The sequence below is a fragment of the Nonomuraea sp. NPDC048881 genome (assembly GCF_040649795.1).
Taxonomy (GTDB): Bacteria; Actinomycetota; Actinomycetes; order Streptosporangiales; family Streptosporangiaceae; genus Nonomuraea.
In genome coordinates this window covers 172950-187039 of record NZ_JBEZGC010000016.1, presented here as the reverse complement: position 1 = coordinate 187039, position 14090 = coordinate 172950, and the positions used below count along the sequence as shown (strand labels likewise).

Sequence of the window (14090 nt, the reverse complement as noted above, 5' to 3'; positions counted from 1 at the left end):
GTCCGGGGCTACGGGGTGAGCGCCAGGTCGGCGGTTGTCAGTGCGAGCAGGACGGCCGCCTCCACCAGCGCGCGGTCGGCCGCCGGGGCCGCCGCCGCGGCCGCGAACCCCGGCTCGTGCGGCGCCGCCCCGCCCGCCCCGATGTCCAGCATGGGATGGACGGCCGGCACGACGTGCGACACGTTCCCCATGTCCGTCACCGCGAACGGCTCACGCTCCACCGGCGCCGGACGGCCCAGCGCGGCGGCGTTGGCCGCGTAGAGACGGGCCAGGGCGGCGTCGTCGCGGAAGTCCAGGTAGTCGGGCTCCGGCCGGGTCAGCCGCAGCTCGCAGCCGGTCGCCGTCGCCGCGCCGCGGAAGCAGGACTCCACCCGGGCCCGCAGCCCCGCCAGGTCCCGCGCGGCGGCGGCCCTGATCTCGTAGGAGGCCGCGGACCTGGCCGGGATGACGTTGGGGGCCTCGCCCGCCGAGGTGACCACGCCGTGCACGCGCAGGTCGTGCGGGAGCTGCTGGCGCAGCAGGCCGATCGCCACCTGGGCCAGCGTCACCGCGTCGGCCGCGTTGCGGCCCTCGTGCGGGGCGAGGGTCGCGTGCGCGGCCCGTCCGGTGTACTCGGCGTCCAGGGTGCCGAGCGCGAATGAGCGGAACCGGACGGTCTCGAACGGCCCGGGATGCACCATCATGGCGGCGTCCACGCCGTCGAACACCCCCGCCTCCAGCAGCAGCGCCTTGCCGCCGCCGCGTTCCTCGGCCGGGGTGCCGACGACCTTCACGGTCAGCCCCAGCTCGTCGGCGAACGGGGCCAGCGCCAGGCCCGCGCCGGCCGAGGCGGCGGCGATCACGTTGTGGCCGCAGGCGTGGCCGAGGCCGGGCAGCGCGTCGTACTCGGCGCAGAAGGCCACGGTCAGCGGGCCGCTGCCGAGAGAGGCGGAGAAGGCCGTCGGCAGGCCGCCCGCGCCCGCCGTCACCGCGAACCCGCCCGCTTCGAGCAGGCCCGCGGTCCAGGCGGCCGCCCGGTGCTCCTCGAACGCGGTCTCGGGGTGGGCGTGGATCCGGTGGCTGAGCGCGACCAGCTCGGGGGCGTGGGCCTCGGCGCGGCGGTGGATCGCGTCCCTGACGTTCACAGCCAGCCCGCCGCGAGGTCGGTGAGGCCGTCGGCCAGGCCGCCGAGCCAGCAGGCCGGGTCGTGGCCGCCGTTGTACTCGGTGTAGCTCACCTCGTACCCCTGGGCGGCGAGGGCGCCGGCGAAGCGGCGGTTCTCCTCCAGCAGCATCCACTCCAGCCGGCCGGCCTCGACGTGGAAGCGCACCGGCAGCCTCGGGACGGCGGCGTACCGGCGGGTCAGCCGTTCCGGATCCTCGTCGGGCCACCAGTACGACCCCGACTGCGACAGGACGTTGCCGAACCGTCCGGGCGCGAGGAGCGCGGCGTAGGAGGCGGTCAGCCCGCCGAGGCTCTGCCCCGCGATCACGGTCAGCCCCGGATCGCTGGTCGCCCGCCACGTGCGCTCCGCCCACGGCAGCAGGTCGTCGGCCAGATAGCGGACGAACGGCTCGTGGCAGGCCAGCTCCCGCAGCCGGGCCGGCCGGTCCACCGAGTCGGGCATCAGCACGACGAGCGGCGGGAGGCGGCCCTCGTTCACCAGGTTGTCCAGGGTGGGCGCGACGCGCCCGGCCCACACCTCGCCGTCCAGCAGCACCACGACGGGAAGGGGACCGGCGGCCGGGCCGGGCGGCGTGTAGACCCACACCCGCCGCCCGCCCGACCGCGCCTGGCCGACCCGGCCGCGCGGCACGCCCGGCCGGCGCTCCCGGTACGGCTGCGGCGGCGCCTGCGGCAGCTCCAGCAACGATGAGGGACGCCGGTCCGGCGGGCCGGGCACGGTGAGCGGGTTGCCCGGATCCGGCACGGCCGTGCGCATGACCTGGAGCCAGGAGTCCCGGTCGGTGCCCGGCAGCCGGTCGCAGGGCAGGATCTGGTAGCTGGCCCGCAGGTCGGCGTCGAGCTCGTAGGTCAGGTGGAGCAGGTCGCTGCCCGGACGACGGGTCATGACATGTCTGCTTATGTCGCCCGCGTGCCGGTCGCGGTCGGTCATCGTGTTGATCAGCACGACCGCCTGCTCGTCGCGCGACCTGGGCCGCCAGAGGAACGTCACCTTGCACCGGCCGGGCGTGCCGGCGGGCTCGACGATCGGGGTGGTTGCGGGTGTCATGTCACGGCCTCCGGTCCGACAGCAGGGTCCACAGCAGGAAGGGGCCGCCCAGGATGCTGGTCACGACGCCCACGGGGATCTCGGCGCCGTCGGCGGCCATGCGTCCGGCCGTGTCGGCGATCACGACCAGCGCCGCGCCGGTGAGCGGCGCGCCGACCAGGGGCAGCCGGGCCGGTCCTGCCAGCCGGGCGGCGACGACGGGCGCGGCCAGGGCCACGAACGCGACGGGCCCGGCCACGCCCGCCGCCAGCCCGGCCAGCACGACGGCGAGCGCCAGCAGGGCGATCCTGGTCCGGCCTGGATCGACGCCGAGCCCGGCGCTGACGTCCTCGTCGAAGCGCAGCACCGCCACCCGGCGGGCCAGCGCGAGCGCGGCCGGGACCAGCACCGCCAGCCCCGCGGCCACGGGCAGGGCGACGGAGTAGCCGCGCCCGGCCAGGCTGCCCACGCTCCAGGAGTGCACGGCCGTGGCCGAGCCGAGCCCCTGCCAGGCCAGCAGCGACTGGGTGAGCGCGCCGGCCAGCGTGGTCAGCGCCAGCCCCGTCACGATGAACCGGTAACCCTGCCGGCCGACGCCGCCCGAGACGGCGAACACCGCCACGGCGGCGGCCAGCGCGCCCACGGGACCGATCCACCAGTGGGCGAACAGCGTGCCCGAGGCGGACACCATCCCGGCGACCATGATGGCGATGACCGCGCCCTGGTTGATGCCGAGCATGTCGGGGGTGGCCAGCCGGTTGCGGGCCAGCGCCTGGGTCAGGCAGCCGGACAGCCCGAGCGCCGCCCCGGCCACCAGCCCCGCCACCACCCGCGGCAGCCTGATCTCCTGGACGAGCAGCACGTGCCCGCCCTCGCCCGCGCCCGTCAGGGCACTCAGCGCCTGCCCGGCCGTCATGCCCGACTGCCCGGCCGCCACCGCCGCCACGACGGCCACCGCGGTGACCGCCAGCAACGCCGCCGCCGCCACGGAGGACCGTACGGGCACCAGCACCGACCAGCCCCGCCGCCGCACGACGCGCGTGTCGGAAGGCGAAGGCCCACCCGCCCGCGCGGTCCCGCGGGCGGGCCGCCGCCGCGGCGCGCGGGACGGGACCAGGTCACCGGGCCCGGCGGCCACCGCCCGGGACCGGGCCACCACGACCAGCACCGGCGCCCCCAGCACGGCGACCAGCAGCGCCACGGGCGCCTCGTACGGCCGCATGACCACCCGGGCCAGCACGTCGGCCCCCAGCAGCACCACCGCCCCGGCCAGCCCGGACAGCACGATCCGCGGCCCCACCCGCCCCCCGCCCAGGGACCTGGACAGGTAACCGGCCAGCAGGCCGAGGAAGCCGATCGGACCGGCCACCGCGACCGCCGCGGCGCTGAGCAGCGTCACCGCCACCGTCACCCACAGCCGCGTGCGCCCCGGCCGGTGCCCGAGCGCGACGGCCAGGTCGTCGCCGAGCGCCAGCGCCGCCAGCGGCCGGGCCGCGACCGCCGCCATGACCAGCCCCGCCGCGACCGCCGGCGCGATCGCCAGCACCCGGTCCATGGGGATCCCGGCCAGCGAGCCGAGGATCCAGAACCGGTACTGGTCGAACGTGACCGGGTCGGCCACCAGCACGGCCGTGGTGATCCCGGTGAGCGTGGCCGACAGGGCGGCCCCGGCCAGCACCAGCTTCAGCGGCGAGAGCCGGGCCCCGATCGCGAGCACGACCCCGGTGGCCGGCAGCGCGCCGCCGAGCGCCCATCCCAGGTACGCGCCGCCGGTCTGCGCCCCGGCGGTGACGATCCCGATCACCACGCCGAGGGCGGCGCCCGCGTTCACGCCGAGCAGCCCGGTCTCGGCCAGCGGGTTGCGGGTGACCGACTGCAGCAGCATGCCCGAGACCCCGAGCGCGGCGCCGATGACGAGGGCCGCCAGCGTCCGGGGCAGTCGCAGCGTGTCCACCACCATGCGCAGGTGGTCGTCCCCGCCGCCGCTGAGCAGGTGGTCGAGGACCTGCCCGGGGGCGACCCGGCCCGCGCCGGTGAGCATGGACGCCGCGCACAGGGCCAGCAGCGCGGCGGCGCCGAGTCCGAAGGCCCGGACTTGCGTAAACATAAGGTAAGGCTAACCTAAAAAAGGTAAGGCTTACCTCATTCTTAGCTCGGGAGCTCGTATGGCCCCTCTCCGCAGGGTCGGCGGACTGCTCGTCGCCGCCGCCGCCGTCCTGACCGCCGTGGCGTGCGGCGCGTCCTCCGCACCCGCCGCGCCGGGCGCGTCCGCCGCCGCCGCCGCGCCGGCCGTCCGGGAGGTCAAGGACGCCACCGGCACCCTGATCAAGGTCCCGGCCCGGCCCAAGCGCGTGGTCACCCTCACCCAGGAGGACCTGGACGCCGTCCTGGCCCTCGGCGTGACCCCGGTGGGCATCACCAACGGCCAGGGCATCGACACGCCGCCGGCCTACCTGGCCGACAAGGTGAAGGGCATCCCGGTCGTGGGCAACCTGCTGCAGCCGGTCATCGACAAGGTCGTCGAGGCCCGTCCGGACCTCATCCTCGCCGGCGACCTCCAGGACCAGCAGGTGCTCGACCAGCTCCGCAAGGTCACCCCGGCCACCGTGGTCACGATGGCCCCCACCGACGACTGGAAGCTGTCGTTCATGGGCGTCGGCAACGCGCTCAACAAGCTCGACGCGGCCAGGAAGGTCATGGCCGACTACGACGCCCGCGTCGCCGCGGCCAAGGCCAGGATCAAGCCGGCCGAGGTGAGCATCGTGCGCTGGAACCCGCAGGGCCCGAGCTGGATGGAGAAGCGGCAGTTCGCCGGATTCGTCGCCACCGACCTCGGCCTGACCCGTCCCGCCGCCCAGGACAAGGACGGCACCGCCCACTCCATGCCGCTCAGCCTGGAGGCGCTGTCGGACATCGACGGCGAATGGCTGTTCGTCTCCACGCTGACCGCCGACGGCGAGAAGACGCTCGACGAGGTGCGGCGGACGCCCGCCTTCAAGGAGCTGAGAGCGGTCAAGGCGGGACACGTCGTGCCGGTGAACGGCTCGGTCTGGAGCACCCGCGGCGCCCCGCTGGCCGCCGGCGTCGTCCTGGACGACCTGGTCAAGGCCCTCACCGCCGCCTGAACGAGCCTGGAAAGGGAATTTGCCGGGCGCGGCGCGGGTTGGCGGGGGAGATCGTCCGCATCCGATGAGGAGAACCCATGAACGACCACCCCGACGCCCCGGCCGTCCGACAGCTCCGGCTGGTCGTCGAGGCGGAGGACTACGAGGCGGCGCTGACCTTCTACCGCGACGTGCTCGGCCTGCCCGAGGAGGCCGCCTACTCCTCCGGCGACGGCGCCCGCGTGGCGATCCTCGACGCGGGCCGGGCCACCCTGGAGATCGCGAACCCGGCCCAGAAGAAGATGATCGACGACGTCGAGGTGGGCCGGCAGGTGGCGCCGAAGCTCCGGGTCGCCTTCGAGGTGGACGACTCCCGTGCGACCACCGCCCGCCTGGTGTCGGCCGGCGCGGACGAGGTGGCCCCGCCCACGCTCACCCCCTGGCAGTCGCTCAACGCCCGCCTCGACGCGCCCGGCGGCCTGCACATCACCGTCTTCCAGGAGCTCGCCACCCCGGAGGAACGCGAGCAGCTGGACGGCTTCGGCACCTCCTGACCGGCACGTCCTCAGCGGTGGCTCGTCGGGCGGTGGCTCGTCGGGCGGCGGCTCGTCGGGCGGCGGCTCATCCGGCGGTGGCTCATCCGGCGGTGGGGCGGGCGCGCACGTGCATGCGCTCGCCCTGCCGCCCGAACAGGGCGAGCACCTCCGTGGGCTCGGGGCCGGGATTGCCGAACGCGTGCGGCACACGGGTGTCGAACTCGGCCACCTCGCCCGCCGTCAGCAGCACGTCGTGCTCGCCGAGCAGCAGGCGCAGCCGCCCGGACAGGACGTAGAGCCACTCGTAGCCCTCGTGGGCCCGCTGCTCGTACTCGCCGTGGGGCCAGCCCGGCGGGTAGATCTGCTTGTACGCCTGGATCCCGCCGGGACGCCGGCTCAGCGGGATGTACGTCATGCCGTGCCGCGACACCGGTCGCAGGTGCACCCGCGGATCGCCGGTCGGCGGCACGTCGATCAGCTCGTCCAGCGGCACCTGGTGGGCGCGCGCCAGCGACAGCAGCAGCTCCAGCGTGGGCCGGCGGCCGCCCGACTCCAGCCGCGACAGCGTGCTGACCGAGATGCCCGTGGCCTCGGCGAGCTGGGCCAGCGTCACGCCCCGCCGCTGCCGCAACGCCCGCAGCCGCGGCCCCACCGCCCGCAGGACCTCGTCGAGATCCGGTGTCTCGTCCATGCGGCCCAGCTTGCCATTTCGGCAACGACATTTGTCAACCGCGTCGCGCGGGACGCACAGTGTGCCATCGGCACATCTCTGGAGGAACGCGTGGACGACAAGATGGACGACAAGTACGACGTGGTGGTCGTCGGCGGCGGGGCCGCCGGGCTCAGCGGCGCCCTGACCCTGAGCCGGGCCCGCCGCCGGGTGCTGGTGATCGACGAGGGGCGGCCGCGCAACGCCCCGGCCGACGGCGTGCACACCTACCTGGGACGGGAGGGCACCCCGCCGCTCGACCTGCTGGCCGCCGGCCGCGACGAGGTGGCCGGGTACGGCGGCGAGCTCGTCACCGGCTCCGTCGTGGCGGCCGAACGCCTGGACGCCGGCGGCTTCCGCGTGCGGCTGGCCGACGGGTCCGCGGTCGTGGCGGACCGGCTGCTGGTCACCACGGGCCTGGTGGACGAGCTGCCGGACCTGCCCGGCGTGGCCGAGCGGTGGGGCCGGGAGGTGCTGCACTGCCCGTACTGCCACGGGTGGGAGGTGCGCGACCAGCCGATCGGCGTGCTGGCCGCCGGCGCGATCGCCGCCCACCAGGCGCTGCTGTGGCGGCAGTGGAGCGACGACGTGACGCTCTTCACACACACCGCCCCGCCGCTCGGCGAGGAGGACCGGGCCAGGCTGGCCGCGCGCGGCGTCACCGTCGTCGAAGGGCGGGTCGCCGGCCTGTCGCCGGACTCCGGCCCGCTCACCGGCGTCACCCTGGAGAACGGCGACGTCGTTCCGTGCCGGGCCTTCGTGGTCGCCCCGCGCTTCACCGCCCGCTCCGCCCTGCTGGCCGGACTCGGCGTCGAGACGGCCGAGCAGTTCATGAACGGGCACGTCATGGGCGTCCACGTGCCCGCCGACCCGGCCGGCGCGACCGGAGTCCCCGGCGTGTTCGTGGCCGGGAACGTGGCCAACCTGGGCGAGAACGTCATCGGCGCCGCCGCCGCGGGGGTCAGGGCGGCGGCGGCGATCAACGCCGACCTGATCGAGGAGGAGACCCGCCGCGCGGTGGCGGCCGCCGCCGCTCCGGTCTCCGGCGAACAGTTCTGGGACGAGCGCTACGGGCAGTCCGAACGGATCTGGAGCGGCAACCCCAACGTGCGCCTGGTCGAGGAGGTCGCGGACCTGGCACCTGGCACCGCGCTGGAACTGGGCTGCGGCGAGGGCGCCGACGCCGTGTGGCTGGCCCGCCGCGGCTGGCGGGTCACCGCCGCCGACATCTCCGGCGTGGCCCTGGCCCGCGCCGCCGTCCACGCCGCGGAGGCGGGCGTGGCCGAGCGCGTCGACTGGCAGCGCCACGACCTGGCCGAGTCCTTCCCCGAGGGCGAGTACGACCTGGTCACCGCAAGCTACCTGCACTCGCCCGCCGAGCTGTCGCGCGAGAAGGTCCTGCGCGCCGCCGCCGCGGCCGTCGCGCCCGGCGGTCAGCTCCTGGTGCTCGGGCACGCCGGCCCCCCGCCGTGGGAGCCTGAAGCCCGCGTCGAGCTGCCCACCCCGCAGCAGGTGCTGGACGCTCTGGAGCTGGCCGAGGGGGAGTGGGAGGTGCTGCGGGCCGAGGAGTTCGAACGCGCCCAGACCGCCCCGGGCGGCGCGCCGGCCGTCCGCGTCGACAACGTGCTGAGGATCCGGCGGCGCGGCTGACCCGAGCGCTCAGCGGCGGCGCTCGCGCAGGGCGAGGCCGCTGTCCTGGGGGGCGCGCTGGGCGAGCCGCTCCTCGACCTTGCGGTAGATCTCGTGGCCGACCCGCTCCAGGAACGAGTCCACCAGGGCCTGCTCGTAGTCGGGACCCAGCTCCCGGCGCGCGGCGACGGCGGCGCGCAGCTCGTCGTCCGGCAGTTCCGAGGCGCTCATACCCTCGGCTCTACGCCACCCCGGCCCCCTCGTCCAGACACCGGGACGCGCTGGTCGAGGGCCGTCGTCAGCGGGCCGCGGGCGGCCTCCTCCAGCAGGGCGACGGTGCCGGTCAGGTCGGGGAAGGCGTCGATGAAGGCGTCGACCGGGTGCGGGGCGAAGTCGGCGGGCCGGCGCAGCCCGCTCTGCATGCAGGCGACGAACCGCAGGCCCGCGCCGGTGGCCGCCGCGGCGTCGGTGGGGGAGTCGCCCACGTAGAGGCACTCGTCGGGGGCCAGGCCGGTGGCGGCCAGCAGCTCGTCGAAGGCGCGCGGGTCGGGCTTGCCGAAGCGGGTGTTGCCGGCGTGGTAGACGGCCGCGATCCGGCCGTCGAGCGCGTGGCCCGGCGCCATCAGGTGCTCCATCTCGGCCTCGTCGCGCGAGGTCAGCAGCATGACCGCGCGCCCGGCCGCGTTGAGCTCGTCGATCGCGCGCAGGTTCTCCCCCGGGACGACGTCGACCAGGCCGGCCGCCACGTACTCGCGCAGCACGGCGTGATGCAGGGGCAGGTAGGCGGCCAGGTCGAGGCCGGGCGAGCGCAGCGGCATGGCCTCGTGCAGCGACCGGCCCCAGGTCGCCACGTGCACCGCCCTGGACATGGGCCCGTGGCCGAGCCGCCCCAGGACCTCGTTCTCCAGCTCGAAGCACGCGGCCTCGGTGAGGCACAGGGTGTCGTCGACATCAACCACCACGGCACGGATCACAGGCCACACCATAACCGGTGGCCGTCTCAGGAGCCGACGGCGGCGGCGCGCAGCGCGCCCGCCAGGTCCGCGACCGGCCCGGGGACGGGGCCGGGGAGGCGGGCCAGCAGCAGCCGCCGCTGCTCGCGCGGCCCGCCCCGCACCGGCAGCACCCGTACGCCCTCCGGCAGGGCCGGGCCCATCGACGCCGGCACCGTGGTCAGCCCGCAGCCGGCCGCCACGAGGGCGAGCTTGGCCAGCCAGTCGCGGACGACGAACACCGTCTCCGGCCGCTCGTCCAGGCCCGGCCACACGCCCAGGGTGGGGCTCTCGTTCGCCGGGGCGGCCGGGCTGGCGATCCAGGGACGGCCGTGCAGGTCGGCGACGTCCACGTACTCGCCCCGGGCCAGCGGGTGCCCGGCGGGGACGGCCACCCGCAGGCCGCGCTCGGTGAGGATCTCGATCTCCAGCGGCGGCGTCTCGGCGTCCGGGGCGCGGAACGGCGGGGCCGAGCTGAGCAGGGCCAGGTCCAGGGTGCCGGCCCGCAACGCGCGGACCAGGGCCGAGCTGCCGTCCTCCCGCCCGGTGACCGCGATGGACGGACGCGTGCGGCGCAGCTCGGCCAGCGCGCGGGGCACCAGCGCGGCCCCCGCCGCCGCGAACCAGCCGAACCGGACGGTCGCCGGCTCGCCGGGCCGCCCGGCCAGCTCCCTGGCCGCGGCGTCGACCTCGTCCACGACGGCCGCGGCGCGGCGGAGGACGAGCCGTCCGGCGGCGGTCAGGCGCACGCCGTCGTGCCGCCGCTCCAGCAGACGGGCCCCGGCGGCGCGTTCGAGCGCGGCGATCTGCCGGGACACGGCGGACTGCGTGTAGCCGAGGGCGGTGGCCGCCGCGGTGAGCGTGCCGCGCTCGGCGACCTCCCGGAAGACCCGCAGGGCGGTGAGCGACGCGTCGGTGAAGGCCATGACGATCACGCATACCGGACTTGAGGAACTTTCGCTACCCGAATGCCTCCGGCCGCTCCTAACCTGACCGGTGCCGGGAGCGCGCACCGGCCCGCACAAGCACTGTTCGAAGGAGCGACAATGAGCACCACCCCGAAGGTCGCCCTGGTGACCGGCGCGACGCAGGGGCTCGGGCTGGCCCTCGTCGAAGGGCTGGCCCGCCGGATGACGCCGGACGACACCGTCTACCTCACCGGGCGCGACGCCGCCCGCGTGGCCGAGGCCGCGGCGGCGATGCCGGCGACCGGCGCCCGGGTCCGCGGCGAGCTGCTCGACGTGGCCGACCCGCAGGCCGCCGCCGAGCTCGCCGGCCTGCTGCGCGAGCGGCACGGCGGCGTGGACGTCGTCGCCGGCAACGCCGTCATGCGCGTCGGCCCGGACGACGACATGCGCGCCCTCATCGACGCCTACACCGAGGTGAACAACTTCGGCACCACCCGGCTGCTGCGCGCCTTCGCCCCGCTGGTCCGGGACGGCGGCCGGTTCCTGGTGGTCGGCAGCTCGCTCGGCACGCTGCACCACCTGGCCCCCGTCCTGCACGACCGCTTCGACGGGCTGACCAGCCTGGAGGAGGTGGACGCGCAGGTGGCGGCCTGGCGCGACGCGGTCAGGGACGGCAGCGCCCGCGCCCAGTCCTGGCCGGGCTTCGTCAACATCCCGTCCAAGGTCTGGCAGGTCGCCGCGGTGCGGGCGCTGGCCGGACAACGGCGGGAGGAGGACGCCTGCCGCGGGATCCTGCTGGCCGCCGTCTGCCCGGGGATGATCAACACGCCGACGTCCGGCCTGTGGTGGGACGTCAGCGGCGCGCCTACGCCGGAGCAGGCCGCCGTCCCGCTGCTCGACCTGGCCCTCGGCCCGGTGGACCCCGGCCACTACGGGGAACTCGTCCGGTTCGGACGGGTTCTCCCGTGGCGGCCGGAGCGGCGGCCGGAGCGGGCGGCTAGTTGATCGTGACGATCGTCCCGGCGCCGTTGGGGTACTCGACGTAGCCGGTGTTGACGCGCTGCGTCGCGCCCGTCCAGGACGTGGTCAGCGTGAACGGCGTGCCGGCGGTCACCTTCGGGCGGGCCGGCGTCACGGTGAGCGCGCCGCGCGCGTGGCCCGCCTCCACGATGTCGGTCTGGGTGGTGAACGCCGTGGACGTCGTCCCCGGCAGGTCACCCAGGCTGAGCACGATCAGGGTGTACCTGCCGGGCCGCGGGCGGGACAGCACGGCGCGGTGGTCGCCGTCCGGGCTGGACAGCCACGCCTTGAACTCGCGCTCGCCGGCGCCCTCGCGGACGAGCAGGCCGCCCACCTGGGCCTCCGGGTTCACCGCCTTGATGCGGAACGCGGCGGCCCTGGCGTCCTCGGGCACCGTGACCGGGATCTCGCGGCCCCACACCTCGTCCTGGCCGACCGTGCCGGGCGTCTCGGCCCCCGAGACCGGCCCGTACGGGGTGACCTGGAACTTCTTCAGCCCCGGCGTCACCTCGAAGGAGAGGGAGCCGGCCGCGCCCGCGCCGCGCACCTCGGCGGGCGCCCTGGCGCTCAGCGGCGTGGCCACGATCGCGCTGCGCACGCTGATGCCCGCCCCGGTCCAGGTGAGCCGGCCGGTGGCGGTCTCGCCGGTGGCCTCGGGCAGCGTCTCCAGCGTGACGGTGAACTCCCTGGCCTGGCCGGCCTCCTTGAACACCAGCGTGGACGGCTTGACCTTCGCCCTGAACCCGGGCACCTCGATCGAGGCGTGGTAGACGCCCGGCGTGAGCGCCGTCACCCGGCGGGTGACCGTGCGCGAGCCGAACAGCTCGGCCACCGCGATCGTCGGGTAGTTCAGGTCGGAGGCGGCCAGCGGCGCGACGCCGGTGCCGGTGGCCACGCCGAGGCCCTCCAGGAACCCGTACCAGTCCGTCGGCCCGGCGTCGTAGACCAGGCCGGGGGTGAACATGCGGGACGGGTCCACGTGCCCGGCGCCCTGGGCGAAGACGTCCGGGGTCCTGGTGTCGTAGGCGGTGGTCATCATGGCCGACTTGATCGCCATCGGCGACATCTGGGGATGCCGGCCGAGGTAGAGGGCGGCCAGGCCGGCGATGTGCGGGGTGGCCATCGAGGTGCCGGAGTAGAAGTCGAAGTCCTTGCCGTCGTTGCCCGGCGGCGCCACGGCGGCCAGGATCGCCGCGCCGGGGGCGGTGACGTCCGGCTTCAGCAGGTCGCCCTTGGCGGACAGGGCGGGGCCGCGCGAGGAGAAGCTGGTCACCTCGGGGTAGGCCACGCCGTCGGAGGGGGCGGGGAGCAGGGTGGCCGTCGCGCCCGGCGTGGCCGCGTACGCCGCGATCCTCCCGGCGTCGGGCGCGTCCACGTGCACGGTCGGCACGGCGTGCAGGTCGGCGTCGGTGGACTGGGGGGTCGGGTTGCCCAGCACCATGCCCACGCCGCCGGCCCGCCTGACCTCGGCCGACTTCTCCACGCGGGCCGTCGTCCCGCGCTCGCAGTAGACGATCTTCCCGGCGGCCTTGGCCGGGTCGAGCGCGCCGGCCGCGCACACCTCGGCGTCGGCGTCGGACGCCTGGCCCGCCTTCACCGACACGGCGGTGGCCAGCGGCACGGGGCCGAGCGGCGCGACGACCGAGGTGCTGATGCCCCGGTAGGCGGCGCCGTCGCCGAGCCGGACCTCGCCCCGGCGGGGCGCGATCGTGCCGGCGGCGACGGTCGTCGTCCAGGGCGCGGTGTTGTCCAGCGTGGAGGCGTCGGGGCCGGAGTTGCCGCCGGCGGTGGCGACGAAGACGCCGGCCTGGGCGGCGGCCAGGAAGGCGAGCTGGATCGGGTCGTCGGCGGGCGATTCCGACATCGCGCTGCCGATCGAGTAGTTGATCACGTCCACGCCGTCGGCCACCGCCTGGTCGATGGCCGCGATCAGGTCGGAGCTGAAGCCGCCCGTCGTGCCGCCGTCCTTGCCCTGCCACAGCGCCTTGTAGACGGCGATCGCCGCGCCCGGCGCGACGCCGGAGACCGCGCCGAAGTCGATGCCGTTCGCGGCGGCCGGCACGCCGTGGTCGCCCGCTGCGGTCCCGGCGGTGTGCGAGCCGTGCCCCTGGGCGTCGCGCGGCGAGGCGAAGTCGTCGCGCTGCTGCGGCGGGGTCTGCCGCAGCCACTGCTCGCCGAAGTAGCGGGCGCTGATCAGCTTGCCGTTGCACAGGTCGGCGGTGAAGCGCTCGCCGGTCTGGCAGAGACCGGTGAACGTGGAGCCGTCGGCCTTCCGCATGACCGTGGCCCCGTCCTTGAGATAGGGGCGGTACGGGTCGGTGCCGGCGGCCGGCTCCGTGCCGAGGGCGGGGCCGGCGAAGGACGGGTTCTCCGGCCAGATGCCGGTGTCGACGACGCCGACGACCACGCCCTTGCCCGCCTTGCCCGTGCCGCCGAGGGCGGCCCACAGGCCGCGGTCGCCGGACAGGCGCAGGAAGTCGGTGGAGTTCCGGTCGTCCAGGGCCTTGTGCAGGACGTCCGGGGTGACCGAGAGCACGCCCCGGGTGGCGTGCAGGCGCAGGGCCTGGGCGGGGGTGAGGTCGGCGGTGAAGCTGTTGGAGGCGACCACGTGGTGGGCGGTGGCGGACGCGCCGACGCTGCGGGCCACCTCGTCCTGCCGGGTGGTCAGGCGGTCGCGGTAGCGCCTGGCGTGGGGGCTGGTGGTGTCCACCTTCCTGCCCTTGCCGCCCTTGGTGGGCGCGATGCCGGTGACGCCGCCGTCGTAGGTGGCCAGGGGCGACTCGGTCAGGGTGACGACGTAGGGGGAGGGGGCTGCGGCCGGTGCGGCGGCTGCTGTGGAGGCCGCCGCGGGCCCGGCCACGGCCGGGACGGCGGCGGTGACCGTCAGCGCGGCGGCCAGTGCCAGTGCGCGGTGAACGCGGGTGTTGCGGGACATTGCTCCTCAAGGGGGACGAGCCTGGTCACCCGTCCGGGGAGGATCACCGGAGGGCCGCCTTGGAGT

The 14090-nt window shown here is 75.8% G+C and carries 12 protein-coding genes; 4 read left to right on the top strand and 8 right to left on the bottom strand.

What is annotated here, in order from left to right:
* Positions 1 to 8 precede the first annotated feature (8 nt).
* Genes AB0C33_RS39815 through AB0C33_RS39805 form a run of 3 tightly spaced genes read right to left on the bottom strand, consistent with a single transcriptional unit; the run spans position 9 to position 4298 of the window.
* Positions 9 to 1124: an amidohydrolase gene (locus tag AB0C33_RS39815; RefSeq protein ID WP_358297744.1), complete on the bottom strand. Its 1116-nt coding sequence runs from the start codon at positions 1122 to 1124 to the stop codon at positions 9 to 11.
* Entirely contained in the window at positions 1121 to 2212 is a 1092-nt protein-coding gene (gene fes, locus AB0C33_RS39810; protein ID WP_358297742.1) for an enterochelin esterase, read from the bottom strand. The genes AB0C33_RS39815 and fes overlap by 4 nt, the downstream gene beginning before the upstream one ends.
* Before the next feature lies 1 nt (position 2213).
* Positions 2214 to 4298, bottom strand: a complete 2085-nt coding sequence (locus tag AB0C33_RS39805; RefSeq protein ID WP_358297740.1) for an iron chelate uptake ABC transporter family permease subunit — start codon at positions 4296 to 4298, stop codon at positions 2214 to 2216.
* Positions 4299 to 4356: 58 nt separating this feature from the next.
* Here AB0C33_RS39805 and AB0C33_RS39800 point away from each other — a divergent pair, with 58 nt between their 5' ends.
* Positions 4357 to 5316: an iron-siderophore ABC transporter substrate-binding protein gene (locus AB0C33_RS39800; protein ID WP_358297738.1), complete on the top strand. Its 960-nt coding sequence runs from the start codon at positions 4357 to 4359 to the stop codon at positions 5314 to 5316.
* Positions 5317 to 5393: 77 nt separating this feature from the next.
* A complete protein-coding gene (locus AB0C33_RS39795; RefSeq protein WP_358297736.1) occupies positions 5394 to 5849 on the top strand; it encodes a VOC family protein in 456 nt (151 codons plus the stop codon).
* Positions 5850 to 5931: 82 nt separating this feature from the next.
* Here AB0C33_RS39795 and AB0C33_RS39790 read toward each other — a convergent pair whose 3' ends face one another.
* A complete protein-coding gene (locus tag AB0C33_RS39790) occupies positions 5932 to 6522 on the bottom strand; it encodes a helix-turn-helix domain-containing protein (protein ID WP_358297733.1) in 591 nt (196 codons plus the stop codon).
* A 90-nt stretch (positions 6523 to 6612) separates the two neighbouring features.
* Between AB0C33_RS39790 and AB0C33_RS39785 the strand changes: the two genes are divergently transcribed.
* Positions 6613 to 8190 carry an FAD-dependent oxidoreductase gene (locus AB0C33_RS39785; RefSeq protein ID WP_358297731.1) on the top strand — a complete coding sequence of 526 codons (1578 nt, stop codon included), beginning with the start codon at positions 6613 to 6615 and terminating at the stop codon, positions 8188 to 8190.
* A 9-nt stretch (positions 8191 to 8199) separates the two neighbouring features.
* On the opposite strand, the gene AB0C33_RS39780 is transcribed toward AB0C33_RS39785, so the two are convergent.
* Genes AB0C33_RS39780 through AB0C33_RS39770 form a run of 3 tightly spaced genes read right to left on the bottom strand, consistent with a single transcriptional unit; the run spans position 8200 to position 10087 of the window.
* The gene (locus AB0C33_RS39780; RefSeq protein ID WP_358297729.1) at positions 8200 to 8400 is read right to left on the bottom strand and encodes a hypothetical protein; all 201 of its coding nucleotides are present in this window, start codon (positions 8398 to 8400) and stop codon (positions 8200 to 8202) included.
* Positions 8397 to 9131 carry an HAD-IA family hydrolase gene (locus AB0C33_RS39775; protein WP_358297727.1) on the bottom strand — a complete coding sequence of 245 codons (735 nt, stop codon included), beginning with the start codon at positions 9129 to 9131 and terminating at the stop codon, positions 8397 to 8399. Before AB0C33_RS39775 ends, AB0C33_RS39780 begins: the two co-directional genes overlap by 4 nt.
* Positions 9132 to 9169: 38 nt before the next feature.
* A complete protein-coding gene (locus AB0C33_RS39770; protein WP_358297725.1) occupies positions 9170 to 10087 on the bottom strand; it encodes a LysR family transcriptional regulator in 918 nt (305 codons plus the stop codon).
* Positions 10088 to 10207: 120 nt separating this feature from the next.
* Here AB0C33_RS39770 and AB0C33_RS39765 point away from each other — a divergent pair, with 120 nt between their 5' ends.
* Complete coding sequence (locus AB0C33_RS39765; RefSeq protein WP_358297723.1) at positions 10208 to 11074, top strand: SDR family NAD(P)-dependent oxidoreductase; 867 nt, start codon at positions 10208 to 10210, stop codon at positions 11072 to 11074.
* On the opposite strand, the gene AB0C33_RS39760 is transcribed toward AB0C33_RS39765, so the two are convergent.
* Positions 11067 to 14024, bottom strand: a complete 2958-nt coding sequence (locus AB0C33_RS39760) for a S8 family serine peptidase (RefSeq protein WP_358297722.1) — start codon at positions 14022 to 14024, stop codon at positions 11067 to 11069. The genes AB0C33_RS39765 and AB0C33_RS39760 overlap by 8 nt on opposite strands.
* Positions 14025 to 14090 lie beyond the last annotated feature (66 nt).

Coding starts and splice junctions, on each gene's coding strand:
- fes (WP_358297742.1), bottom strand. CDS start 2,212: ATGACACCCGCAACCACCCCGATCGTCGAGCCCGCCGGCACGCCCGGC.
- AB0C33_RS39805 (WP_358297740.1), bottom strand. CDS start 4,298: ATGTTTACGCAAGTCCGGGCCTTCGGACTCGGCGCCGCCGCGCTGCTG.
- AB0C33_RS39800 (WP_358297738.1), top strand. CDS start 4,357: ATGGCCCCTCTCCGCAGGGTCGGCGGACTGCTCGTCGCCGCCGCCGCC.
- AB0C33_RS39795 (WP_358297736.1), top strand. CDS start 5,394: ATGAACGACCACCCCGACGCCCCGGCCGTCCGACAGCTCCGGCTGGTC.
- AB0C33_RS39790 (WP_358297733.1), bottom strand. CDS start 6,522: ATGGACGAGACACCGGATCTCGACGAGGTCCTGCGGGCGGTGGGGCCG.
- AB0C33_RS39780 (WP_358297729.1), bottom strand. CDS start 8,400: ATGAGCGCCTCGGAACTGCCGGACGACGAGCTGCGCGCCGCCGTCGCC.
- AB0C33_RS39770 (WP_358297725.1), bottom strand. CDS start 10,087: ATGGCCTTCACCGACGCGTCGCTCACCGCCCTGCGGGTCTTCCGGGAG.
- AB0C33_RS39765 (WP_358297723.1), top strand. CDS start 10,208: ATGAGCACCACCCCGAAGGTCGCCCTGGTGACCGGCGCGACGCAGGGG.
- AB0C33_RS39760 (WP_358297722.1), bottom strand. CDS start 14,024: ATGTCCCGCAACACCCGCGTTCACCGCGCACTGGCACTGGCCGCCGCG.